This is a genomic window from Pseudomonas sp. WS 5027, assembly GCF_012985695.1.
GTDB lineage: Bacteria > Pseudomonadota > Gammaproteobacteria > Pseudomonadales > Pseudomonadaceae > Aquipseudomonas > Aquipseudomonas hygromyciniae.
Genome location: NZ_JAAQWU010000005.1, coordinates 52465 through 77063, shown reverse-complemented (window position 1 = coordinate 77063; position 24599 = coordinate 52465). Strand labels below are relative to the sequence as shown.

Sequence of the window (24599 nt, the reverse complement as noted above, 5' to 3'; positions counted from 1 at the left end):
GCCGCGACGATAATCACCGACCAAGCGCCGCCGCCGCCAGTTGCGCCACGCCGAGGGTGAGTCCCGGTTCATCCCCCTCTTCGAGCATCCAGGTTAACGACAACCCTGCCCAGGCAAGCACCCATTGCAGGAGCCTGCGCCGCTCGATACCCGAAACACTGGCGACCACTTCGATCCGCCGCGCAAAGCACTCCGGGGCCAGGGCGCGTTCATCTGGGTTGCAGAACAGATTGGCATAATCAAAGCCCCGCTCGCCGTAGAGGCCCTTGGGATCAATAGCGAGCCAGCCGGACGCGGCAAAATCCAGCACATTGCCATGGTGAATATCGCCATGCAGTACCGCGACCTCCTGGGGTGCCGCCAGGAGGTCGCGTGCAGTGCTTGCACAATGCTCAAGAATGCCGCCGTGCCTCGCCGCCGCAGGCCATAGCGCCGCGAACCACTGCTCCAGTGCAACCAATGCGGGAGTCGGCTTGGCCCGTGGTGCATGCAGGCGCGCGGCTACGCCACACAGGATGCGAGTGGCCTGCTCATCCCGGCCGTCATTGACCATCTGTAGAAGCGAGGCCGAGCCCAACGCACGCGCCATGAGCAAGGCCTCGCCGTCCTGGGCCAGTACGGGGGCGGCACCTTCGCCGTCCCACCAGGCCATCAGCACACTGCCGGCCTGCTCTTCGGCTATTTGAGAGATTTTGAGCATGGCAGGCATGCCGTGCTGGCGAACGGGCAGTAGATTGCCGTTGCGCGAGGCGAATGCGTCACCGTCGACAACCAGGTCCCATCGCTTCAAGTAGTGATCAAACATACCCATCACGGCCTAGACCTGAACCCCACAAAACCCATGGCAAAAAGCCAACCGCTGAGCATGGACAGGTAGATAGAGTTATACGAAGCAACGGTGTAGTCCAATCCGAAGTTGAGCGCGGTAAACGCAATGGCGGCGCAGAGGAACTGCGTGCGGGTAAACCGACTCAGAAAGCGTTCCATTGCGAGATTCAAGGTCGAGAGATACTTCATAGATTTACGCATCCGCTCACTTGCGCCCTTGTGTGCTGAACAACGCAAGAATAAGGCACACCAGGCCTGCAGCCAGGATGCCGTAGCCCAGCACGTGGATACTTCTGCTCGACGATTTCAGTTCCATTGCCGCAATGCTCCCTTTCAATAATCTGGGGAGTTTATCTCAGAGCCTGACAAACGAGAATCTTTCTCGCCAGAGAATACTGCACAGTGCTGATGAGAATTCATCGCGCAGATGACATAGTCGCGCTTACGACAAATGGAGTTGGCCCCAATGAAGCAATACATCTTCTATCTCCTCCTGGCGCTGCTTGCGGGATGCAGCACCGGGCCGTATCTGCATCCGCAATCGACACTGGGTACACAGGCTCTACTCGAACGCACCTGCCCCGGCCCGAAAGCCGCAATGAGCTTTGCCCCACGCTCGGAAGCGCTCGATTGGGTTCACGTATTGGTCTATGTAGCACCGCCAGGAACATCCAGCTGGCCAGACAAGCTGCGCTCAACCGATACCGAACTGCGCCTGTTTGGCCGACTTTACATCCCCCCGCGCCTACGCAACCTGAACACCCCGGATCAACGCCGGGCGGTCTATCAACAGACCGACCCGCCACTGTGGGTCAGCGCCGCTTCACCCCTAGTTACCGTAACGCTGGCGACGGGTGAAACCTATCAAGTCAGTATCGAGCAATTGAAAACCGGTTTTGACCCCAAGGAACAATCCAGCAGCAGCCGCAAGGGGACGGCGTTGGGCAAGGGCGACATGGATGACTTCACCCTCACCTTCCCGGCTATATTCGTAAACGGTGAAAAAGTGCCGATGGCGCCGATTCACTTCAAAAAACGTGAAGAGCGCTATGCTCCAGTCTTCAATTGTTGAATCAAAAAACTCCATCACCCAAGGAATGGCAATGACCTTCGACTGGCACTCGGGCCCCATCACCCGCGACACCCCACTGGACCCGCACTACAGGAATACGCAGAAGGTCCGCCGATTCCTCGTCGGCGAGTGCGGGGAGTCGTTCAAGTTCGATCGGGCGTTCATGGCCTGGATCAAGAGTGGCGCGCCCTTGACCATGGGGGACGTGGCAGATCATTGGAATCGGAAGTCGTCATCCCGGCCTTAGGCGCATCGATGGGGAGGGAATTGGATCAGTAACCTTGCGGAGTCAGAAGAACCGTGTGGCAGCTCGAGGCTGCGATAGCCCAGGCACTGCCAGCGCTAGGCCAGGGTATTCCACACCTGCACCAGCCCCACCAGATGCACCAGCCCATACACCACGCAAATCCCCGAACTGATCATAATAAAGCGCGTACTACGGCCTGTGCCGGCCAACACGAATGGGCCCAACAGCCCACGCAACAGGTAGACCAGGGTGATTACGCACAACGCAGGGCGCAGCAGGGGCAAGGGATCGATCACACCGGCGCCGGACAGCGCGTAGGCCGACCACGCGGCGAGCACGAGGGCAATCCCCGCCGTCACCACGGCCGGGAAGCGGCGACCGGCCTTGGCCGCACGTACAAAACGCTCGCCCGCACCAAACAGGTGATACCAGGACGGCCCTTTGATGATGACCCCGATATGCATCAGCGCCACCAGCAGGTTAAGCCCGGCAGCGACCAGCAGTGCCGTGTTGTATGCGTTTCCCATTCCATCACTCCCTGATGCCGATTAGCCACATTGCGCGCAAAGGTATCACGCCCCCTCTCGCACTGGCGATCAGCGCAATGCAAGCGGCCCCGAATCCGCAATACTATCGACTGCGGCGAGACTGGACCGACCGGCGGCTACCCTTTGCGCCAGATGATGCCGCACTATATCGGGCATGCCTCTACGCCCGACTCTCCCCGTCTCACCCTTCGAGTACCCTGCCCACCTTCGCGCCCAGGCCGAAGCGGCACCGCGCGCACCTGGCGTGTATTTCTTCTACGCGCAAGGCGAGTCGATGCCGTTGTACATCGGTAAAAGTGTCGATCTTCGCAGCCGCCTGCTGGCGCACCTGCGCAACCCAGAAGAAGCGCGCATGTTGCGCCAGGCACAGCGGATCGAGTACCAGCAGACCGCAGGGGAAATCGGTGCATTGTTGCTGGAGTCGCGCCTGATCAAAGAGATGCAGCCCTTGAAGAACAAACGCCTGCGCCGGCAGCGGCGCCTGTGCTCGCTGTGCTTGCACAATGGCAAACTCGAGATCATCGACACCACCGCGCTGACTGAGGGGCCACAGTTGTATGGGCTGTTTCGCAGCCGACGCATGGCAATCGAAGCGTTGATGCTGCTCGCCGACGAGCACCGTCTCTGCCATGGCCTGCTGGGTATAGAACCACCCAGCGCAAAGGGCTGTTTCCGCGCGCAGATCCGTAAATGCGCCGGAGCATGCCGGGGCGATGAAACCCATGCAGCCCACACCGAGCGTTTGCTGCTGGCGTTGGCGCATTGGGCCGTCCATCGCTGGCCTTACCCCGCCGCCATTGCGCTGCATGAACGCCATGGCCAGATGGAGCAATACCACGTCGTGGACAACTGGCGGTACATCGGGACTTACACCTCGGAGACCGAAGCCCGGTTGGCGCCGGCCCTGCCACCGCAGGCGTTCGATGCTGACAGCTACAAAATTCTTGTACGGCCCGTGCTATTCGAGAGCGCCCGTGTGGTGCTGCTTTCGTAGGTCGCGCCTGGCAGAACCCGCCCGCCAGGAACCTTTTGCACAATCGGGAATCAGTGCTGCATGTTTTCATACCCATGACTCAGCGAATTCCCGATGACTTTAAGAAGATCCCTGCTCTGTATCGCGCTGCTGACCATCGGCTTTTTTGCCGGGTACGCCGCAAAACCCAATGATGTGCTTCAAGTAACCGCTGGCCAACTCATCGAATGTGGCCAAGTGACCATTCCTACCCTGGGCATGTAAGCCCGGGGCCCGAGCGCCATCGGCAGCACTTACTGCGGTTTGACTTCAGGAACCCACAAGGTGCATGCGGTTGCCGCTTGGGCGACGAGCCAATCATGACCGCGGCTGCCGAAGGGACGTGGCATCGTGTGGGAGATCCGTAGCGCCATGTTGTAGGCGCCCGTCATTTCGTTCTCAGTCGGGTTTGTCTCTTCCAGCTTTGTATTGTTCTTGAGCCCATTAATCGCCCCATGTAGAGCGATTGCCTGATTGTAGGTGTCCTCGCTTTCTTCAAGGATAGACACCGCGATAAACGCGGCAGTCGAGCAGCGGTCCATCTTTTCCCACTGTTTCAGTTGCGCGTCATCCCCAACCGCAGTTGCGCACGCCAGCAAAACCGTACATCCCAGTAAATAACGCATTGATAGCTTCCCAGCGAATAGTCGGCGGCTTTAATAACCCATTGCAATCCACATTGCCACAACGCTAATCGCTGCATCGGTCATTCATGCTCGTTGGCGGGATGAGGTCCAGGCGCAGTAGCCCTGAATATCCCTAGCCAGCCTTCAAACTGCGATGGTTAGTCAACACTCCTTTGTCGTCAAACAAGAAAATCATCTGCCCCCCACCATTATCCTGACAAATAACGCCTTGCGTTTCTCCGTCGACGATCCCTTGGCAAGCCATGTTCCAGACATAAGGGCGAATTTGGCATTTCAGCGTCTTGCCATCTTCAATCACCAGATGATTGGTGGCCGAAATGCTCTCTGGGGCAGGCTTTGGACAGGCCCCATTCCCCCAATTGACACCCTGATGATTGGGTTGCGAAATACAACCAGCCAGTAGAAGCATGGGCAGCAGGCATCGGTAATTCATGATCACTCTCCTGAGTTCCAATATGGTTAAGCGCGCCCTAACTTTGGCTCCGATGGGGAACTGGGCGCTTATTAATTATCGCGACCAATAGATTCTTAAAGGAGGCACTAAACACAGAACCCTCTTTCACTACAAAAACAAAGTAAAAAAGTTAGCACTTATCCCTTCACGAGAGAACTAGCACAGATGGGCTAGTGGCTCATTGCCTTTTATAAAACACCCTGGTTATTTTTTTAGATGCCGCTCCCGCGTCTATTGCCTAGAGGGTACCCTTTCGACTCAATGTGCTATCTACTCAGTAGTCACCTGGTATCTAATACCCAAAAAACCCATCCTGCATCTGCACAAATCCGCAAGACAAGGACGTAAACACAGTGAACAGGGAGATCATCCTGATGCGCCATGGCCAGCCGAAACTGACAATGAGCGGCAAGGTTTCATTAGCCGAAATGAAACACTGGATCGAGCATTACAACTTATCCGAAATCATCAACCAGCCCGCGCCGCAGGCTAGCGTGCAACTGGCGGCGAGCGCTCAGGTGATCGTATCGAGTAGTGCCCCGCGAGCGCTGACATCCGTAAGGGCGCTGTGCCTTCAGCCTACAGTGGTAGACGCTGTATTCTGTGAAGCACAGCTGCCCCATGGCCGCTGGAGACTACCGCGGCTCTCTCCCTTTACCTGGGCATTTATCCTTCGTATCTCATGGTTGTGTGGTTTTTCAGGAACGGTCGAATCAGCCCGCCAGGCCAGGCTACGGGCCAGCAAGGCCGCGCAACAGCTTCAAGATCTTTCCAGCACCGGGCCGGTCTTGTTGCTCGGCCATGGCTTCATGAATCGAATGATTGGTAAGCAGCTAGAGGCTAGCGGCTGGACTCCCCAGATGCGTAACGCAAACCGCTACTGGAGCGCAGTGATCTATCAGATGCATCAGAAGTAAGTTATGCAATACCCATCAAATACCGTCATGAAAAGGCCTGCTACTGCAGCAGTATGTAATCCATGCATTGCGTGGCTCGTATAAGTTTTCCGCCTAAAACTCCATCTACATTTAAACGCGTTTAAGCCCAATAAATGCGCGGTACGATTAGGTAAAATTAGACAGCAAAAAAAAACACTACCCCTGCGCTCTACCGATCGAGCACAACCGAAAAAATAAATTAAATCGCCAACTAGCAACAATAAGAGGCACTATATAAATAGAATAAGCTACGGACTTGATAGACAATCAAAGGTTGGTTGCCCTGGAGGAATCACATGACCACTTTTCAATTTATCTTTGGCATGATTTTCTGCCTTGCCCTACTCACTATCAGGGCCTACTTGACCATACAAAACTACAGAAATAATGATAGGGACCGCCCGAAAAACAAGTAAACCCTACAAATAAAACCCATATATCATAAGTATAATCTGGAGCCCCGAATCATAGGCCAATTCGGGGCTTTTTTGTCCCGTACCAATTTTCACGACCGCGACGGTTGATAGCCCTGACATACGCCTGGCACGGCTGCAACGCGATCAATTCTCTATCGCCGGCATGGGTGATGGCGACAGTTCGTTGAGCATGTGTTCGGTCTGAATTAGGTTAATCCGTCACCAAAATAGTCACTCGGGTTGTATTGTATGTTCATCCTTACCAAATCCAACCAGCACCTGCGCCGCGACCTCAAGGCTATAGCTTTCAACCTTGAGCAGTCCTTTGGCGATCTGCGAAAGCCTGCGAAGATGCTTTTCTGGCAATCACCGCCTGCGAATCGATTCGTGCTGGCCGCTCAACAGTATTACGGCCGATACAGCGGGAATGCCTCTATCAACGGCACTATTTCCCGACCTGTTTCTATTGCGCTTTCCGAGGGATTGCTCGATCTTGGAATATTCCTGGCAAAATGAAAGATAATGGTCTGCCCGGTAGTACCATCCTTATAATACTTGAAATAACTGATTTCCGAGAACTGCCCATCTTTACGCAATGAAGTGGGATAAAACATCATCGAATAATCGATTCCGGTTTTATTGTCGGTCAGCAGGATCGCCGGCATGTTCGGATTATCTTGCTGGTGAAGCTGGATGGCGCGCTTCGCGAGGTCGAGGGGTTTGAAGCGGTTCATCTCACGAGGTACGACGGTAAAATCCACCATTTCATTCCAGGCATCGATGCTTTCCTTTGCTGGAAAATACTCCCATAAGCCCGGTTTTTGGTATTTCAGGACGAACGTCTTACCGCCGAACACCACTGTTTTTGTGTCGGCAATTGAAGGGCTAGACATATCGGAGGTAAGCGGCGTGGCGCAGCCGCAAAGCAGGAAGAAGGCGGATAACACAAGCAATGTGGCTTTCATTTCAATCCTTGAAAATGTGCGTCAATGTATTTTGCGCTGGTAACAATAGCCCAACGTATCACTGAATACTTACTTTATCGGGATCGAACGTGAAGTGGCAGTACGCAAAGCACAATGCCCATACGATGACCGGGGTGGAGAAATAGACTACCGACTCTGGTGGGGTTAAGAATGTTTCGTATAGCGACATAACGTCATCCTTGAGCTTGGGCCGTCGATTCCATGCCCCCCAAAGAGGGGAGGAAGGCCGACTCATTACTAATACAAGCCCGCTCATATTTTCCAGCCAAAAATAGGCAGGTCAATCCATACAAAGAAGTCGGACAATAACACCACTTTTGCGCAGCTCTAGCCTTTGGTTTTAAGCGGGCGGATATGAAATGGTGTATCGGGGGGTCGATTCCCTCCGTTCATCCAGAAGCCCTGGCTAAATGCCGGGGCTTCGCTTTTTCAGGGCAGTCCTTTTTTTCTCTCGTTGATATCAACCATGGGGTTTGAGGCAATAAAAACCCCGCTCCAGGCGGGGCTTAACGAAAACTTTAATCACTTGAGGCTTGAGGGACTGGGGCCTCATCGATGCTGATACAGTGCTCAATGTTCGTTATTTTCTGCAGCGCAAGCTCGGCTGTTGAATAAGCTCCGAACATTCTGCCCTGATAAAAAACAACCCACGCAAACTGAATATCCGCGTTGTCAGCCTGCCCTACAACCAACTTCTTGAACCGTTCCGCCAAGTCGTCGACATGCATCTGTGCCATGCCACGCAAAACCATGACGCTCTCCCAGTTTATAGTCGGAAGCTCTATATTCGACCTTGCACAAACTGAGTGCAATAAAAAACCCGGCACAATGGCCAGGCTTTCTGAGTTTTCGCCATAGCACCGCCAATATGGCCGGTGATGACTTGTGTATAGCGGTTATTTCAAATCCCGCGCCAGCTGTGCCTCAACCTTCTTGCGAAACTCATCCAGAGCGGCCCGTTCTTCGGCGCTGTATTCCTTGGCATCCTCATGCAAGGCGCAGACGGTGCCATACACCTCGCCGTCAGGTCCGCGTACTGGATAGCCTAAATAGTTGCTCAGCCCGAACTCTACCTCATCTTCATTGCCAGACCAGTCGGACTCCAAACGCGAATCCTTGACGTATAGCGGCTGGTCGGCGTCCACCACCCGCTCACAGTAGAGCTCCTGGCCGTTGTGGGCCAAACTACTTTTCTTGCCCTGGGCGCCTATGGGATAGGTATCTTCATGACGTCCGCCAGAAGCCTCTACCTGCATATGCTGGGGTAGGGAACGCATGACAAGAATAGAGCTGACACCAAGTTGTTCGGCTAGCGCATCAATGTCCTGGCGTAGCGAGTCGAATACTGAGCTGGATTTGGCCACAAAAAAGTCCGGACTATGGGTTGGAAAAATCCAACTATAGGACGCCGGATCGAGGATCCTAAATACCCAATGAGCATTAGGATAGAAGTTTGCGAGGCTGGATCACCATTCCCGAAGCAATGTCGTTGGACGAGGCTCACGCCGCGCGGGTCTTCGAAACGTTCGCTGGCTTTCAAGAGCGCTATGCAAGCGCCAGCGGGCTGCGGCCTTGAGGGCTCGCAAAGTTCCATTACCCAGCAGTAGCAACCAGACTGAAGGCCCCATTCCATGAGCGGTGAGCTTTTAGTTTAGGAACTGTTTTCACCCCTTCCCCGGCGTCCTGCCGACCGGACAAAAACTACCAATTAGCCCACGATTCGTGGCACTTGTCGTATGGCCGCGTTCGGCCAGAAGCGTACATGTTGTAGACGCCAACGTCACAATTGCATTCCAAGCTCTACTTCAACTAAAGTAGAATAATTCCTATTTGCGAATCATCTCGATGCAAACCTCTCACCCCTCCAAAGTTGATAGCCTGGATGCCCTGTACAAGGGCTATCACAGTTGGCTGCTGGGTTGGTTGCGCCGTCGTTTGGATTGTCCGCAGAATGCGGCAGATATGGCGCAGGACACATTTGTTCGTCTGCTTACCGTCGGTGCTTATACTGTTCCGCGAGAACCGCGGGCGTTTCTCGCAACCGTTGCTCGCCGCTTACTGGTTGATCGCAGCCGACGTCAGAAACTCGAACAGGCGTACCGCGAGGAGCTTGAACGCCAGGCTCAATACATGGAGCAGGCTCCCTCACCTGAACAGGTACTCGCGGCAGTACAAGCTTTAGAGCAAATCGCTCGGGCGCTTTCCCGAATGAGTACCCGCGCTCAACAGGCGTTTATCCTTCGCCACTTGGAAGGGTACAGCCACGCTCAGATCGCGGAGCAGTTGCAGGTTTCGATCAAGAGCGTGCAGAAGTATCTGGTGCAGGCGCTGCTACATTGCCACGCCGCAGCAGACCCTCTTTCGTGAGCACAAGCCCCGCGTCCCCCCTTACACCAAACGTGTTGCAGCAGGCTGCCTCGTGGCTGGTATGCATCGACGGACAGCTGGATGATGCCCAACTGCGCGAATACAACGACTGGCTGGAGGCTAGCGAGTTGCATCGCGAAGCCGTCCGGCAGTTGCAGGTCAGCTTGGCCCCCTTGCGTACATTGCCACGTGCGCCAACTCGCGCCGCCTTGAGCAGCATTACGCGCAAACCCGCACGCTTGCCGGTTAAAGCCCTGGTGCTGGCGCTGATGCTTTTGCTACCGGCAAGCCTGGTGCTACAGCGGACACCGGTGGCTTACTGGTTTGCAGACATTCGCACCGGCACCGGCCAATGGCATACCCAGCAATTGCCCGACGGTAGCCGTATCAGCCTCAATGGGCTCTCTGCCGTCGATGTGGATTTCGACGCCCACTCACGCACGTTGCATTTGCTTGGCGGTGAAATCCTGGTCGAAGTGGCCAAGGACGCGCAGCGCCCCTTCTTGGTCGTTACAGACGAAGGCAGCATCCGGGCTTTGGGGACGCGCTTTACGGTGGAGCGTTTGGGCAGTTCGACGCGATTGGCCATGATTGAGTCGAGCACCCATGTGACCAGCGCCGGTGACCGTCTGGATGTCCATTCCAGTCAGCAGGTGATGATGGATGCGGGCGGCATTCATCCATTGAACGACGTTGACGGAGTCGGGATTGAGCAGGCGTGGGAGCACCATAAGCTGGTGGTCAGGCGCCTGCCATTAGCTCAGGTACTCGAGCGCCTGAACCGCTTCCATAACGGGTGGATGATGTACGACCCCAAGGCACTGGCAGACCTCGAAGTCACCGCCGTCCTACCGGCGGATGACAGTGAGCGTGCGCTGCGCCTGCTCGCCCGCAGTCTGCCGATCAAGGTCGAAAAAGTGACGCCATGGGTTACCCGTATCGCTCTGAAAAAGCCGCGAACAGAGGCGTTTCCTGTGACCCCCTCAGTGCGCTGATAAAAAACATTTTCCTTGGGTTCCAGTTCTCATTTCTTGGCCGTCCTTGTAGTAGCCAACAAAACTCGAGACCTAGGAACATGCCTCCACTTAAACGCTTTCGTTTTACCTTTGGTCAACCTTGCGCCTTGGCGTTGACCTTTCATTTGGCGATTTTTGCAGCGCCACTTCTCATGACTCAACCTGTATTCGGGCAGGAGCAGGTCAAACATTACGGCATCCCTGCTGGTCCCCTGGGCGACGTGTTAAGTCGCTATGCTCGGGAGGCAGGGGTGGACATTTCTTTTGCGGCGGCACAGGTCGCCAATCTCAAAAGCGACGGGGTGCAAGGTAACTTTAGTGTCGATGAGGGCTTTGCCGTGCTGTTGCACGGTAATGCACTGCGCGCCCAATCCAGCGTGGATGGTTATCTGTTGGTCAGCATGCCGACCACGCGGGTTGAGTTGGGCCAGACCAACATTACCGAGTATCAGGACAGTGGCACTACAGAAGGCACCGGGTCTTACACCACCGGCGCCACCAGCACTGCCACCAAGCTGCCTTTGTCACTGCGCGAGACACCGCAGTCGGTGAGTGTAATCACCCGTCAGTTGATGGATGACCAGCAACTGTCAACCATCAACCAGGTGCTGGCCTTTACGCCGGGTATCAGCCTCAACCATCGCGACAGTGAGCGTTACACGTTTTACTCCCGCGGCTTTACGATCCAGAACTTCCAGTACGACGGTGTTCCGTCGCAAGTGGCCAACGAATCCCAGCAGTACACCAGTGCACTGTCGGACATGGCGATCTATGACCGTGTCGAAGTACTGCGAGGGGCCACCGGCCTAATGAGTGGCGCGGGTACACCGTCGGCCACCATCAACCTGGTGCGCAAGCGTCCGACCAAGGACTTCCAGGGTTACGTTTCCGGTGAGGCGGGTACGTGGGACAAATACCGTTCCGAAGTTGACGTATCCGGCCCACTGACCGAAACCGGCAACGTACGCGGGCGTTTTGTCGCGGCCTACCAGAAGCAGAACTCGTTCATTGATTGGTACAAGCAAGAAAAACGCGTGGTTTACGGTGCGTTGGACATCGACTTGAGCGACGACACTACGCTACGCACCAGCCTCGATTACCAAAACAATGATGCCGATGGCACTACCTACGGCCATATTCCATTGTTTTACAGCACCGGCAAGCAGACCAATTTCTCCCGTTCGTTCAACCCTGCCAGCCGCTGGGCATTCCAGGACAACACCAGCTACAACTTCAGCACCCTGCTGGATCACACGCTGGGTAACGACTGGAGCTGGAAAACCGCCTACAGCCACCAATACAGCTATCGCAAAGGGCAAGGGGCTTCGGCGAGTAATGGCGCGCCTGACCCGGTGACAGGCGCTGGCGCAAATGCCTACATCAGTCGTCTGGATAGCTACCAGACTCAAGACACCCTGGACACCTATGCCACCGGCCCGTTCACCTTGGGTGGGCGCCAGCATGAGCTGGTGGTAGGTGCCAGCACCTCGCGCACGCATCTAAACTTCCCCGACTACACCAGCACCGGAGCGGACGGAGATTTTGCATCGGTGGACAATATTTTCACCTGGGATGGTCGTCAGTTCGCTCGACCGAACTTCATTGAAAATGGCGGAACCGTTACGAACCTGCAGCAAACCGGGGTTTACACCGCGCTACGTCTGAAACCTATCGATCCGTTGACTGTGATTCTTGGCACCCGCGTCAGTTGGTGGGAGCAGGAAGATCGCGTCACCAGCATTTCGAACCAGACCAAAACTACCGACAAGACCCGTAAAACTGGGGTGGTTACTCCCTATGCAGGGATTGTCTATGACCTAAACGACACGTACTCGGCGTATGCCAGCTATACCAACATCTTCTTGCCGCAGACGTTCTACAAGACCGTCGACAACAAATCCCTTGAGCCATTGCAGGGCGATAACTACGAGATTGGCCTCAAAGGTGAATTCCTCAACGGTGCGTTGAATGCCAGCATCGCGTTGTTTGACGTCGAGCAAAAGAATAGCCCTCAGGAAGTCGCCAACCCGAATTCCAATAAGGCGAGTTATAAAGCTATTAGCGGTACCAGCACTCGCGGTGTCGAGACCGAAATTTCGGGCGAATTGACCACTGGCTGGAACGTATTCGGTGGCTATACCTATCGTGAATCCCACGATAAGGATGGCAAGCGTGTCCAGACCAATCAGCCTTCCAACCTCTTCAAGCTCGGTACCACCTACCGCTTGCAGGGAGATCTGGAGCGTCTGACCGTCGGCGGCAACGTGACTTGGCAAAGTAAGATCTACGCAGAGGGGCAAATTCCCCAGTACACCGGTCCAACCTACAAGGCAACACAGGACCCGTTTGCCGTGGTTGGTCTGTTGGCGAACTACAAAGTGGATGAGCACCTGACTGTCGGCCTGAACGTGAACAACCTGTTCGATCAGAAATATTACGACGGCATCGGCACCTTTGCCTCGGGCTCCTACGGCGAACCCCGCAATGCAGTGGTCAATGCCAAGTGGACTTTTTGAGGCGCTGATAAACTTGGTATAGGCGCATACACTAACGCTGTCCTGACGCAAAAAAACGCCGGTCCTTGCCAGGCAGCTTTTTATATCGCGGGTTCAGCGCCCGGCGGTGGTCGACTTCTATCGACCACGGGCCGAGCGCGTTGTACCAGGCAATACTGACCCACGCCGTACCAAGCGTAGTTGCAAATTCAGCTCCTGGACCACGTACAGCGTGACGGATACGAAATGGCGTGGCACGCCCCCAAGTCGTACTGATGGCTGATGGCTGGATAAACCAGGAGGAAAAAACTGCGCCCCCCAAGGGAGCCGAGAAGGCCAGAGGCTGCTTGCCGGGTCGCAATGCGTGCCATATCGGCAAGAATTGACTTGGTGAGGTCAGCAAACGACAGCTTCCCGGTCATGGTGAAGTTGACGATTGAGTCCTCCATCAAGCTGAACGCGTTGCCGAACAGGCGCTTGGTCTGCCCTGCCACTTTCTGTGATGAGTCCAGGTAGTTGGCCCAGGCCGATGTCGCGCCCTTCGTCCAATCGCCCTGGACAGTCTCCAAAGCTATGCCGGTTACCGTGATGCCCGTTCAGCAACGGTTCGTGCCAATCGCGAGATCGCACTCCTCTCCCACGTTTTCAACATGACCAGGGAGTGGGGGCTGACGGAGCGTGAGAACCCTTTAACGTTCGCCGGTTTTCAAGACTGACGAGTTTTCCTTTAAATACAGCAAGTTAACCTTTTACCATTTCCGCATCACTCCATATATCAACACGCTGAAAGCCCCATAACTCAAGGGGTGCACATCAGGTTGCGGAAATGATTTACTCCCCCCCCGGCGTCCTGCCGACCGCACACAAACTACCAAATTGCCCACGATTCGTGGCGTTTGTCCTATGGCCCCCCAGCGGCATTTGTAAAAGGCAAAGGGGTAAATACGTCTGAAAGGCAGGGTTGATCGGTGAGTCAGCAGAATGAGGGCAGAAATCGCCTCATGAAACGCCCAAACGAGTTATCGCCTGGCCCTCCCGCACCACCTCTGTGCATTTATTTTGTGAATAACGCGGCATTCCCCACGTTTTACGTAAAAAATCCTGCCACTGATGAACAAACCGTTTAATGATGGCTCAACTGTGCAAAGTCCCTGAGTTCACCCTTTGGCTAAGGGGTATGGATTGTGCGTATTTCTACGTTAAGGATGTCGAGTGCCGAATCAGCCCTCAACCCAACGCCTGTGTTGTATCCAGAGCCTGGGCGTCGCCCTGCTCTGCCTGTGCGCGCTGCCGGCCGCCGCCGATGGGCGGCAAGCGGGCCAGGAAGCGCTGCGCTTGCAGCAACAACAGCAGCGCGACTTGCAGCAATTACACCTGGAGCAACGCCAACGGCAGCTGCAACGCGGTAGTTTCGGTACGCAAGCGGCCACGCCGGCCTTGCCAACAGACATCGCCAAAGATGAACGCTGCTGGCCGCTAAGTGGCACGCGCCTGGCCGGGGTCACGCTGTTCAGCAAGGCTGAGCTGAACAAACGCATCGAACCCTACGTGGCGCCGTGCATGGGCGTCACCCAGATCAACCGCCTGCTGGCCGAGATCACCCAGCTGTATGTACAAGCCGGCTATATCGCCAGCCGCCCGTACCTGATCAGCCCGCCGGCGGCTGGGCAGTCGCTGGATATTCACGTCGAAGAGGGCTACCTCGAAGCCATCGAACTGGCCGACCAGAGCCTGCCGGTGTCGTTAGGCGGCGCGTTCCCCGGGATGCTCGGCAAGCCGCTGAACCTGCGCGATTTGGAGCAAGGCCTGGACCAGCTCAACCGCCTGCGTTCGGTGGACCTCACCGCAGACATCGCCCCTGGCAGTGAAGCTGGCGCCTCGCGCATCATCCTGCGCTCGCGCAGCACGGCGTCACGCTGGGGGCTGGGGCTTGGAGTGGATAACCTCGGCAGTGCCGGCACGGGGCGTGATCGCAATGCCATCAACCTGAGCCTGGACAGCCCGCTGGAGCTCAACGATTCGCTCAACCTGAGCTTCAGCGACACGCTCAACCACGGGCCGCGCTACAGCCGCAGCAACAGCCTGTTTTATTCCATCCCTTACGGGTACTGGACCTACAGCCTGTTCGCCAGCCACAACGAATACCGCTCGCCGTTCAAGCTCAGCCGCGCCACGTTTTACAACAGCGGCCGTACCGACCAGGTCAGTTTGCGCACCGACCGCGTGCTGTGGCGCGACCAGGGCCATCAACTCAGCGCCAACCTGCAACTGGCCTACAAGGACGTCGACAGCTACCTGCAAAAGGTTCGCTTAGGTATCCAGAGCCCGACGCTGACAGTGGCCGAGGCTGGCCTGAATCTGTTCTGGCTCAACAGCGCAGTGTGGAACCTCGACGTCAATTACGCCCAAGGCCTGACATGGTTCGGCGCCGACCGTGATGCTGACCAAACGCAAAAAAACCTGCCCCAGGCGCAATTCCATAAGTACCGCGCCAACCTCACCCAATGGCGCAACGGCCAATGGCTGGGGCAACCGTGGCAGTGGCAGAGCCAGCTGTCGGCGCAATACAGCCCGGATGCGTTGCCTGCCATCGAACAACTGCTGGGCACCGACGATTCGGCGGTGCGTGGCTACCGCGAAAACATCGCGTCCGGGGCCATCGGCGCGGTATGGCGCAACACCTTGCGCCTGCCGCTCAGCAGCGACCTGCCGGTAAAAATCACCCCGCGCCTGGGCCTCGACAACGGATGGATCAAGCGCGAACACGGCGCTCAAAGCCAGCGCCTGAGCGGTGCCAGTGCAGGGCTCAACCTGAGCTGGAAAAACGTGCAACTGGACCTCGATTACCAACGCAACCTCAACACGCCCACAGGGTTTGGCCAGGAGCGGGAGGTCTGGCTGACGCGCCTTAGCGTGCAGATTTGAACAACACCTGTTTAGCCTGAGTTAACCGCCGTACCTGACCACCACAGCAGCGTTGCAACGAACAACGCACGTCGCGGATCAGCCAACACAGAGCGAATTTATTTATGCCGACTGACACCCATACGTTTCACCTTTCACCCCAGGGCAAACTGCGCTGGGCCATCGCCAGTCTGTTCCTGCTGCCGCAGCTGGTACTGGCCGGTGGCTTAACCGTCGTCGAAGGGCCTGGCGGTACGCCGCAGCTGCAAAACCAGGGCGGCGTGCCCATCGTCAACATCGTCGCGCCGAATGCCGGCGGCCTGTCCCATAACCAGTTTCTGGACTACAACGTCGACCGCCAGGGTGTGGTGTTGAACAACGCCTTGCAGGCTGGTCAATCGCAACTCGCCGGGCAGCTGGCGGCCAACCCGCAGTTCCAGGGCCAGGCGGCGAGCGTGATCCTCAACGAAGTAGTGAGCCGCAACGCCTCGGCCATCAACGGCGCTCAGGAGATTTTTGGCCGGGCTGCCGATTATGTGCTGGCCAACCCCAATGGCATTTCCGTCAACGGCGGCAGTTTCATCAACACCCCAAATGCCAACCTGGTAGTGGGCCGCCCTGAACTCAACGACGGCAAGCTGCAAGGCTTGAACACTCGCGATGCAAGCGGCCAATTGACGGTGCAAGGCCAGGGTCTGCAAAACGGTGCGGGTTCGATCAACCTGATCGCGCCGCGTATCGACAGCGATGGGCGCCTCAGTGCGCGTGACCAATTGAACCTCAAGGTTGGCCGCAATCAGGTCGACTATGCCAGCGGCCAGGTGCGCCAGGTCGACCCGGCGAGCAAAGCCCAGGACCAGCGTATCGACGCCCACCTGTTCGGAGCAATGCAGGCCGGCCGTATCAACATCATCAGCACCGCCGAAGGTGCCGGGGTGCGCGTGGGCGCGGTGCAAGTCGAGGGTCGTGATGGGGTGAAGGTCAGCTCGGCCGGCGACCTCGATATCAGCGGCCAGGTCTACGCCAACAGCCTCGACGCCACCCGCGCCGGTGTGCAGAGCCGCCAGGGCGATGTCGACTTGCACAGTGCCAAAGACTTGAGCCTCGCCGCCACCGACGTCGGCGGGCGCAACGTCAAGCTAGACGCCGGCCGCAACCTCACCCTCAGCAGCCTGGAAAGCAAAAAACTTCAGGAAAAACGTGAGCAGTGGAACAACAGCAACTTCCTGTTCACCTACGAAACCTATGACCGCACCACCACCGACAAGGACTCGCGTCAGCACGGCAACAACGTCGTCGCACAACAACATGCCACGCTGTTGTCCGGCGCCAACACCGAGATCAAGGCCAGCAAGGTCGAAGCAGGCGACGCATTGCGCGTCAACAGCGGCGCCGACCTGCAACTGAGCGCCGCCACCGAAACCCGCGAAACCCGCGACCAAGGCAACCACCGCAAGCACCTGTGGAAAGCCAACTGGGACAATTCCAGCAGCGAACAGCGCAGCGTCACCAGCAGCCTCAAGGCCGGCAAAGCCCTGGAGTTGACCAGCCAGCAAAAACTGCAACTGCAAGGCGCCGAACTGAAATCTGCGGGCGATATTCAATTGGCCGCTCGGCAAGTCGACATCACCAGCGCCAGCCGTACCCAGAGCAGCAGCGACAACGCTTACTCCGGCGACCTGACTGGCGGCAGTTTCTTCGGCAAGAACGGCGATGGCGATAAGGGCAAGACCCTGAACACCGGCAGCAAGGTCAACGCCGATGGCAAGCTGATCGTCAAGGCGGACGATGTGCGCATCAGCGGCAGCCAGGCGCGTGGCGGCCAACAGGCCAGCGTCATCAGCGACAAAGGCTCGCTGGTGATCGACGGCGTGCAAGACACCTCCCACGACAATAACTACAGCAACGACAGCAAGTTCTTTGGTATCACCAAGGATGAAAGCCGCAAAAACCTCAAGGACAGCACCGTCGTCGCCAGCAACCTGCGCTCGGACAGCAACCTCAAACTGCAAAGCGCCAAGGACATCAGCGTCAGCGGCTCCAAGGTCTCTGCGGCAGGCGAACTGCAAGCGAATGCCAAGGGTGACATCAACGTCGCGTCGGCTGAAAACACCTCTCACACCACTACCAGCACTCACACGCGGGGTTTCGATAGCTACGCCAAGGAAACCGCCGACGGCACGCGTCAATACCGCGCGGGTGTGAACTATGCAGACCAGCAGCACGCCAGCAAGACCGACACTACCCAGCAGCAAGCTTCCAGCCTCAGCGGCGGCAGCCTGGCCGTCACGGCCGGTGGCGACGTGAGCATCAAGGGTTCCGAGCTGAACGCGACCCAGGGCGATGCGACCGTGAGCGGCAAAAACGTCGAGCTGTTGGCGACCGATGACAGCACCCGTAGCCAAACCGACACCACCACCACCGCTGGCGGCGTCTATTACACCGGCGGCCTGGACCGAGCCGGCAATGGTGCGCAGTTCAGCCACCAGAGCAACAATGACACCAGCCACAAAACCACCGCGCAAACCAGCAGCGTTGCGTCGGCAGGCACGCTGACGATCAACGCCGGCAACACCCTGACCAGCCAGGGCGCGCAAGTGAAGGCCGGTTCTGAGTTGCAGGTCAACGCGGCGCAGGTCGATAACCAGGCGGCGCATAACACCAAGACCAGCACCCACAAAGAGAATGGTTGGACCGCCGACGTCGGCGCCAATGTTGAATACAAAGGCATCACCCGGCCGATCGAAAAAGCCGTCGACGGCGTGGCCCAGGCCAAATTCCATCAGCCCGGCCTGCTGGATGCCTTCGAGCAACCGAATGTCGGGCTCGATGTGGAAGTCGGCCATACCAACAAGACCCGCACACAGCAGGACAGTACCGCCGTGGTCAGCCAGTTCAGCGGTGGCACGGTGCAGGTCAATGTCGCCAACACCGTGAAAGATGAAGGCACCCAGTACCGCGCCAGTGAGGGCGGGCTGAAGATCAATGCCGGCGAGCACCTCGCCACGGCGGCCGCCAACACCCACACCAGCAGCGAGCAAGGCGTTGACGCCAAAGTGGGCGTGCGCGTCTACACCACCACAGGTGAAGACTTGAACGTGCGAGGCAATGGCGCAGGCGGCAGCAGCGATGTGCGCGAATCCAGCAGCACGGCGGTGGTCGGCAGCTACGCCGGGGCCCAGGGTGTGAACATCGAGACCCAAGGCGACGCGCGTTATGAAGGTAGCCAGTTCAACGGCGGCCAGGCGGGCGTCAACCTCAAAGGCGGTGGCGAATTGGCGCTGAACCAGGCCAGCGATACCCAGAGCAACACCAATAACAGCCTGCGTGGTAGCGGTTCATTGACCGTGGGCACGGCGCCGGGCAGCAACGGTACGAACGTCAACCTCGGTTCCGGTGTGCAACTGGACGACAAGCGCCTTAACACCCAGGACAGCCAGGCGCGTGTCGCGACGCTGCAGGGCAACGGCCCGATCCAGCTTAGCAGCGGTGGCGACATGACCCTGCAAGGCACTCAGGTCGGCAGCAGCACCGCGAAGACCGGTGACATCAGCCTCAACGCTGGCGGCAAGCTGAACCTGCAAGCAGCCACCGATACTCACGTGAGCAGTGGCCGCAACCTGGGCGGCGGCCTGACGGTCGGTGCCGGCAAGACCAGCAGCGCCGAAAGCAGCGGCACCACCGGCAGCCTGAGCGCCAACTTCAACATCGGCAAAGTCGCCGAAAACGACCAAGGCGTTAGCGCCGGGCAGTTGCACAGCAACGGCAAGGTGAGCCTCACCAGCGGCGCCAACGCGGCGGATGCCATCCACCTGCAAGGCACTCAGGTGGTGGCTGACAGCGTCAATCTGGATGCGCAAAACGGCGGCATCCTGCAAGAGTCAGCGCAATCGACCCAGGCGCATAACAGCTGGGGCGTGACCCTGGGCGCAGGCGGCAGCGGCGGCAAAACCACCCTGGCCGACGCCGGTGAACACGACACCCCCAAGACCCAGCACGGCATCAATGCGCGGGCCAAGGTCGACGTGGATCACCTGCAAGGCACCACCCAGCACGACAGCCTGATCAAGGCGAATAAGGTGGTGATCAACAGTGCCGGTGACACCCATCTGGCCGGCGCGCGGATTGAAGCCGAGCAGGTCAGTGGCAACGTCGGCGGCGACCTCGTCATTGAGAGCCGCAAGGATCAAGTCAGCAGCACCCAAGTCAACGTCGACGCCAAGCTTGATGTCGAGAAAAACCAGCCCGGTGTGGTCAACAAACTGGCCAAGGCCAGCGGCCCGCTCAAGGACAAGGTGCAAGCCAAGGCCGAGGGCGCGTTTGACAAGCACCGCGAAAAGCTCGAGAACGCCGTGGACAAGGGCACCGAGCACCTGGCCTCGGCCAAGGACAGCGTGGTCAACAGCGTTGGTAACGCCAAGGAACGCCTGGGCGAGAAACTCACTCGCAGCGGTAGCTACGACGTGAACCCCGAGCCCCGCGGCACCTTCGGTACGAGCGTGGACAAAGCCAAGGCTTACCTGGCGGACAAGAAGGATGCCGTGGGCACTCGCCTGTCCGATCTCAAGGAAAAGGTCTGGCCAAAAACCACTGACAGCTACGCCGTCAACGGCAAAAACACCACCGGCAGTTCGGTGGCCAATACCACCGCAAACGTGCTGTTCGGGGACAAGAGCGGCAACACGTCCTACACCCCGACGTTGAACCTGGACGTCAGCCATGTGGTGAAGGACAGCGTCACTCAAGCGTCGGGCATCCGCACGCAAGGCGTCAACCTGCAGGTGAGTGGCGAAACCCACCTGACTGGAGCCCGGATCAGCGCGGACCAGGGCAAGGTCGACCTGGGTGGCTCCAAGGTGACGGCAACGACGTTGGCCGGCAGCGATTACCGAGCGGATGTCGGGCTGAACCTGTCGAAGTCACCGGTCAACCTGGTGCTGGGCGCCAAGGACGAATTGACCCAGAAACAGGACGACGCCATACGTAAGGATCAAGCCTTCAACCTTGGACCGCTGAGGGTCGGCGGGCACAGTGATAGCCAGGCGTTACAGGCCGGGATTGATCAGCAAATCAATTAGCTAGCAATCCACTCGTGGAAGCAGGAGGCTAAGCGGATAACCGAGACGGTGTATAGACGTGTGGGTGAGATCGTAAAGCCGACCCGTTGATAGAGGATCTGACAGTAGTTGCGCAAAGCGTCTTAAACGATGCGGAAACTGTCAGTTTAAAACCTTATCCAATTATCGAACGCCAGAAACACAAAAGCCCCGCAATCGCGGGGCTTTCGTTTGAATCTTGGCGGGAAACCAGGGATTCGAACCCTGGGAACGCTATTAACGTTCGCCGGTTTTCAAGACCGGTGCATTCAACCACTCTGCCAATTTCCCTTGTGCAACACAGGATTATAGTAGCCCATCCTGTCTCAGCGGGCGCCATAATACCCGAATGAAACACACTGTCAAACTCTCTGCATAGCTTGTTACAGAGCGTCTGTTATGATCTTTGCGACTGAACGTTTCAAAACTGAAGGAGTGTCGCCATGCGCGAACAGGATTACGCAGTTAATAGCAACGTGCAGGCTGAGCAGCTAGAGGTTAGCCGCGTCCTGCGCAATACATACGGCCTGCTCGCCCTCACCCTCGCATTTAGCGGCGTGATGGCGTATGTGGCGCAGCAGATGCGTGTCGGTTACCCGAATATCTTCGTGGTGTTGATCGGCTTCTACGGCCTGTTTTTCCTCACCAACAAGCTGCGCGACTCGGCCTGGGGCCTGGTGTCGGCGTTTGCCCTGACCGGTTTCATGGGGTTCCTGCTGGGCCCGATCCTTAACCGCTACCTGGGCATGCAGGGCGGCGCGGAAGTGGTCAGCTCGGCATTTGCCATGACGGCATTGGTGTTTGGTGGCCTGTCGGCTTATGTACTGATCACCCGTAAGGACATGAGCTTCCTCGGCGGCTTCATCACTGCTGGCTTCTTCGTGTTGCTGGCAGCCGTGTTGGCGAGCATGTTCTTCCAGATCAGCGGCCTGCAGTTGGCGATCAGCGCCGGTTTCGTGCTGTTTTCCTCGGTCTGCATTCTGTTCCAGACCAGTGCCATCATTCATGGCGGCGAGCGCAACTACATCATGGCGACCATCAGCCTGTATGTATCGATCTACAACCTGTTTGTCAGCCTGTTGCAAATCTTCGGCATCATGAGCCGCGACGACTGATCCCAGCCTTATCAAAAAGCCCGCTTCGGCGGGCTTTTTGTTGCCTGCGGCTTTATCATTGGCAAAGGTTTACCTACAGAGTGTTCCATGAAGTTCGCAATTGCACTGTTTTCCGCCGCCCATGCGCCCTCCTCGCGCCGTGCCCTGCTGTTTGCCCAGGCTGCGCTGGCCGGCGGGCATGAGATTGTGCGGCTGTTTTTCTATCAGGATGGCGTCTACAGCGCCGCCAATTCGGTGGTCACACCGCAGGATGAGCAGGATATCGCCCAACAATGGCGCGCTCTGGTCAGCGAGCATCAACTCGATGGCGTGGTATGCATCGCTGCCGCGTTACGGCGCGGAGTGCTCAACGGCGAGGAGGCCGCGCGCTACCAGCGCAGTGCGGTGAACCTGGACGCGCCCTGGGCGTTGTCGGGCCTTGGACAGTTGCACGATGCCATCCAGGACGCCGACCGTCTGATCTGCTTTGGAGGGCCATGAAATGTCCAGATCCTTGTTAGTAATCAGCCGCCAGGCGCCGTGGTCTGGGCCCAGTGCGCGGGAAGCACTGGATGTGGTACTGGCCGGTGGCGCATTCGACTTGCCGATTGGGCTGCTGTTTCTGGATGACGGGGTATTTCAACTGGCCCCCGCACAGAATGCCAAAGCGGTGCAGCAGAAGGATGTGACTGCCAACCTGCAGGCACTCTCGCTGTTCGGCATCGATGAGGTATTCGCATGCAGCCACAGCCTGGCCGAGCGTGGATTGGCCGTCCCTGACAACGCGCAGCCACTGAGCAGCGAGCAGATTTCCCAGATGATTGACCGTTACGATCAGGTGATGACCCTCTGATGTCGACCTTGCATGTATTGTCCCACTCCCCTTTTTCCGACAGCAGACTAGACAGTTGCCTACGCCTGTGTGGCGCACAAGACGCGATCCTGCTGTGCGGCGATGCAACCTATGCCCTGCAAGCCGGTAGCGCGCCTTTCAAGGCCCTGGAAGGCAAGGCCTTATCCATCTTCGTGCTTGTCGAAGACGCCCAAGCCCGCGGCCTGTCGTTGCCGGACTGGGCCAAGGGTGTCGACTACCCGGGTTTTGTGCAGTTGTCGATCGACCATGACAAGGTCAACAGCTGGCTATGAACACTCTGACCGTAGGCCCGCGCACCCTGGAACTGGACAAGGACGGTTACCTGGTTGACCTCAATGCCTGGTCCGCCGAGGTGGCCAACGCCCTGGCAAAAGCCGAAGATCTGGAATTGACCGCCGAACACTGGGAGATCCTCGAGCTGCTCAGAGGCTTTTACCAGGAGTTCCAGTTGTCACCGGCCACCCGCCCGCTGATCAAGTACACCGCCTCGAAGCTGGGCCCGGAAAAGGGCAACAGCCTGCACCTCAACCGACTGTTCAAAGGCACTCCCGCCAAACTTGCCGCCAAGCTGGCGGGCCTGCCCAGGCCGACGAATTGCTTATGACCGACTTTGCCCCGTTGATCACCGAAACTCCCGCCGAACATCCCTTTGCGCCGTTTGTGCGCATCCTCGGCAAAGGCAAGCGCGGTGCCCGCAGCCTGACGCACGAAGAAGCACGGGAAGCCATGGGCATGCTGCTCGACGAGAAAGTTCAGGAGTCCCAGCTCGGCGCGTTCCTGATGCTGCTGCGCCACAAGGAAGAAAGCCCCGAGGAACTCGCCGGTTTCACCGAGGCCCTGCGCGAACGCCTAAACCCGCCAGCATTGGAGGTGGATATCGATTGGCCTACCTACGCCGGGAAAAAACGCCATCTGCCGTGGTACCTGCTGGCCGCCAAGTGCCTGGCGCAGAACGGCGTGCGAATTTTCATGCATGGCGGCGGTGCCCACACGGCGGGCCGGCTGTACACCGAACAGTTGCTGGGTGAGCTGCAGATTCCACTGTGCCGCAACTGGCAACAGGTCGAGACCGCCCTTGCGCAACGCAACCTGGCGTTTATGCCCCTGGGTGACTGGGCCCCGCAACTGCAACGCATGATTGACCTGCGCAACATCCTTGGCCTGCGCTCGCCCATTCACTCCCTGGCACGCATCCTCAACCCGCTGGGTGCACGTTGCGGCCTGCAAAGCATCTTCCACCCCGGTTACCAAGGCGTACATCGCGATGCCAGCGGCCTGCTGGGTGACAACACCATTGTGATCAAGGGCGATGGCGGCGAGATCGAGATCAATCCCGACTCCGCCAGCCACTTATATGGCACCACCGGTGGCGCAAGCTGGGATGAGGAGTGGCCTGCCCTCTCCGCCCAGCGCCACGTCAAGCCGGCCAGCCTCGACCCCGAGCATTTGAAAGCCCTGTGGCGCGGCGAAGTGCAGGATAGCTACCCTCAGTTGGCGCTGATCGCCACCATGGCCCTGGCCCTGCGCGGCCTTGGACACCCACGGGAACAGGCGTTCGAGCTGGCCCAACAGTATTGGGAAGCGCGGGACAGATCGATTTAATCG

23 protein-coding genes, 1 tRNA gene and 2 pseudogenes are annotated in these 24599 nt (G+C 57.7%); 17 read left to right on the top strand and 9 right to left on the bottom strand.

Annotated features, from left to right (window positions below; genetic code table 11):
- Window positions 1–13 precede the first annotated feature (13 nt).
- Window positions 14–805 (bottom strand): aminoglycoside phosphotransferase family protein, encoded by a 792-nt coding sequence (locus HBO09_RS08390; protein WP_169993247.1) that lies wholly within the window; start codon window positions 803–805, stop codon window positions 14–16.
- A gap of 489 nt (window positions 806–1294) precedes the next feature.
- Here HBO09_RS08390 and HBO09_RS08385 point away from each other — a divergent pair, with 489 nt between their 5' ends.
- A complete protein-coding gene (locus HBO09_RS08385) occupies window positions 1295–1900 on the top strand; it encodes a hypothetical protein (RefSeq protein WP_169993110.1) in 606 nt (201 codons plus the stop codon).
- A gap of 31 nt (window positions 1901–1931) precedes the next feature.
- Window positions 1932–2147, top strand: a complete 216-nt coding sequence (locus tag HBO09_RS28655) for a DUF6434 domain-containing protein (RefSeq protein ID WP_222933912.1) — start codon at window positions 1932–1934, stop codon at window positions 2145–2147.
- Window positions 2148–2242: 95 nt separating this feature from the next.
- On the opposite strand, the gene HBO09_RS08380 is transcribed toward HBO09_RS28655, so the two are convergent.
- Entirely contained in the window at window positions 2243–2674 is a 432-nt protein-coding gene (locus tag HBO09_RS08380) for a hypothetical protein (RefSeq protein WP_169993112.1), read from the bottom strand.
- Window positions 2675–2849: 175 nt separating this feature from the next.
- On the opposite strand from HBO09_RS08380, the gene HBO09_RS08375 reads away from it, so the two are divergent.
- Entirely contained in the window at window positions 2850–3689 is an 840-nt protein-coding gene (locus HBO09_RS08375) for an endonuclease (RefSeq protein WP_169993114.1), read from the top strand.
- A gap of 93 nt (window positions 3690–3782) precedes the next feature.
- Window positions 3783–3932 carry a hypothetical protein gene (locus HBO09_RS08370; RefSeq protein ID WP_169993116.1) on the top strand — a complete coding sequence of 50 codons (150 nt, stop codon included), beginning with the start codon at window positions 3783–3785 and terminating at the stop codon, window positions 3930–3932.
- Between the two features lie 29 nt (window positions 3933–3961).
- Here the strand turns inward: HBO09_RS08370 and HBO09_RS08365 are convergent, their stop codons facing one another.
- Entirely contained in the window at window positions 3962–4333 is a 372-nt protein-coding gene (locus HBO09_RS08365) for a hypothetical protein (RefSeq protein WP_169993130.1), read from the bottom strand.
- A 133-nt stretch (window positions 4334–4466) separates the two neighbouring features.
- On the bottom strand, window positions 4467–4787 hold the full coding sequence (locus HBO09_RS08360; RefSeq protein ID WP_169993132.1) for a hypothetical protein: 321 nt from the start codon (window positions 4785–4787) through the stop codon (window positions 4467–4469).
- Window positions 4788–5182: 395 nt separating this feature from the next.
- Between HBO09_RS08360 and HBO09_RS08355 the strand changes: the two genes are divergently transcribed.
- Window positions 5183–5725 carry a histidine phosphatase family protein gene (locus tag HBO09_RS08355; RefSeq protein ID WP_169993249.1) on the top strand — a complete coding sequence of 181 codons (543 nt, stop codon included), beginning with the start codon at window positions 5183–5185 and terminating at the stop codon, window positions 5723–5725.
- Between the two features lie 844 nt (window positions 5726–6569).
- On the opposite strand, the gene HBO09_RS08350 is transcribed toward HBO09_RS08355, so the two are convergent.
- The 3 genes from HBO09_RS08350 to HBO09_RS08340 all read right to left on the bottom strand — a co-directional run bounded on the left by HBO09_RS08350 (window position 6570) and on the right by HBO09_RS08340 (window position 8512).
- Window positions 6570–7127 (bottom strand): hypothetical protein, encoded by a 558-nt coding sequence (locus HBO09_RS08350; RefSeq protein WP_169993135.1) that lies wholly within the window; start codon window positions 7125–7127, stop codon window positions 6570–6572.
- A 539-nt stretch (window positions 7128–7666) separates the two neighbouring features.
- Window positions 7667–7900, bottom strand: coding sequence for a hypothetical protein (locus HBO09_RS08345; protein ID WP_169993137.1), 234 nt, complete (start codon window positions 7898–7900; stop codon window positions 7667–7669).
- A gap of 144 nt (window positions 7901–8044) precedes the next feature.
- Window positions 8045–8512, bottom strand: coding sequence for a GAF domain-containing protein (locus HBO09_RS08340; protein WP_169993139.1), 468 nt, complete (start codon window positions 8510–8512; stop codon window positions 8045–8047).
- Window positions 8513–8993: 481 nt separating this feature from the next.
- Here HBO09_RS08340 and HBO09_RS08335 point away from each other — a divergent pair, with 481 nt between their 5' ends.
- From HBO09_RS08335 to HBO09_RS08325, 3 genes are all read left to right on the top strand, one after another.
- On the top strand, window positions 8994–9515 hold the full coding sequence (locus tag HBO09_RS08335; RefSeq protein WP_169993141.1) for a sigma-70 family RNA polymerase sigma factor: 522 nt from the start codon (window positions 8994–8996) through the stop codon (window positions 9513–9515).
- Entirely contained in the window at window positions 9512–10510 is a 999-nt protein-coding gene (locus HBO09_RS08330; RefSeq protein ID WP_169993143.1) for a FecR family protein, read from the top strand. The genes HBO09_RS08335 and HBO09_RS08330 overlap by 4 nt, the downstream gene beginning before the upstream one ends.
- A gap of 272 nt (window positions 10511–10782) precedes the next feature.
- Window positions 10783–13047, top strand: a complete 2265-nt coding sequence (locus HBO09_RS08325) for a TonB-dependent siderophore receptor (protein ID WP_346266426.1) — start codon at window positions 10783–10785, stop codon at window positions 13045–13047.
- A gap of 293 nt (window positions 13048–13340) precedes the next feature.
- On the opposite strand, the pseudogene HBO09_RS08320 reads toward HBO09_RS08325, so the two are convergent.
- Window positions 13341–13583 (bottom strand): annotated as a pseudogene (locus HBO09_RS08320) (phage tail tape measure C-terminal domain-containing protein); the annotation flags it as partial.
- 18 nt (window positions 13584–13601) lie between these two features.
- Here HBO09_RS08320 and HBO09_RS28835 point away from each other — a divergent pair.
- From HBO09_RS28835 to HBO09_RS08310, 3 genes and pseudogenes are all read left to right on the top strand, one after another.
- Window positions 13602–13715, top strand: a pseudogene (locus HBO09_RS28835) (integrase); the annotation flags it as partial.
- A 568-nt stretch (window positions 13716–14283) separates the two neighbouring features.
- Window positions 14284–15951: a ShlB/FhaC/HecB family hemolysin secretion/activation protein gene (locus HBO09_RS08315; protein ID WP_262381204.1), complete on the top strand. Its 1668-nt coding sequence runs from the start codon at window positions 14284–14286 to the stop codon at window positions 15949–15951.
- Between the two features lie 104 nt (window positions 15952–16055).
- Window positions 16056–21008 (top strand): hemagglutinin repeat-containing protein, encoded by a 4953-nt coding sequence (locus HBO09_RS08310; protein WP_169993149.1) that lies wholly within the window; start codon window positions 16056–16058, stop codon window positions 21006–21008.
- Between the two features lie 218 nt (window positions 21009–21226).
- Here the strand turns inward: HBO09_RS08310 and HBO09_RS08305 are convergent.
- Window positions 21227–21317: transfer RNA gene (locus HBO09_RS08305), tRNA-Ser, on the bottom strand.
- Window positions 21318–21469: 152 nt separating this feature from the next.
- On the opposite strand from HBO09_RS08305, the gene HBO09_RS08300 reads away from it, so the two are divergent.
- From HBO09_RS08300 to HBO09_RS08275, 6 genes are all read left to right on the top strand, one after another.
- Window positions 21470–22141, top strand: coding sequence for a Bax inhibitor-1/YccA family protein (locus HBO09_RS08300; protein ID WP_029293588.1), 672 nt, complete (start codon window positions 21470–21472; stop codon window positions 22139–22141).
- A gap of 87 nt (window positions 22142–22228) precedes the next feature.
- A complete protein-coding gene (gene tusD / locus HBO09_RS08295; RefSeq protein ID WP_169993151.1) occupies window positions 22229–22621 on the top strand; it encodes a sulfurtransferase complex subunit TusD in 393 nt (130 codons plus the stop codon).
- Window position 22622: 1 nt separating this feature from the next.
- Window positions 22623–22973: a sulfurtransferase complex subunit TusC gene (gene tusC, locus HBO09_RS08290; RefSeq protein WP_169993153.1), complete on the top strand. Its 351-nt coding sequence runs from the start codon at window positions 22623–22625 to the stop codon at window positions 22971–22973.
- Window positions 22973–23266 carry a sulfurtransferase complex subunit TusB gene (tusB, locus tag HBO09_RS08285; RefSeq protein WP_169993155.1) on the top strand — a complete coding sequence of 98 codons (294 nt, stop codon included), beginning with the start codon at window positions 22973–22975 and terminating at the stop codon, window positions 23264–23266. The genes tusC and tusB overlap by 1 nt, the downstream gene beginning before the upstream one ends.
- Complete coding sequence (locus HBO09_RS08280; RefSeq protein WP_169993157.1) at window positions 23263–23598, top strand: TusE/DsrC/DsvC family sulfur relay protein; 336 nt, start codon at window positions 23263–23265, stop codon at window positions 23596–23598. Before tusB ends, HBO09_RS08280 begins: the two co-directional genes overlap by 4 nt.
- A complete protein-coding gene (locus tag HBO09_RS08275) occupies window positions 23595–24596 on the top strand; it encodes a glycosyl transferase family protein (RefSeq protein ID WP_169993159.1) in 1002 nt (333 codons plus the stop codon). The genes HBO09_RS08280 and HBO09_RS08275 overlap by 4 nt, the downstream gene beginning before the upstream one ends.
- Window positions 24597–24599: the final 3 nt, after the last annotated feature.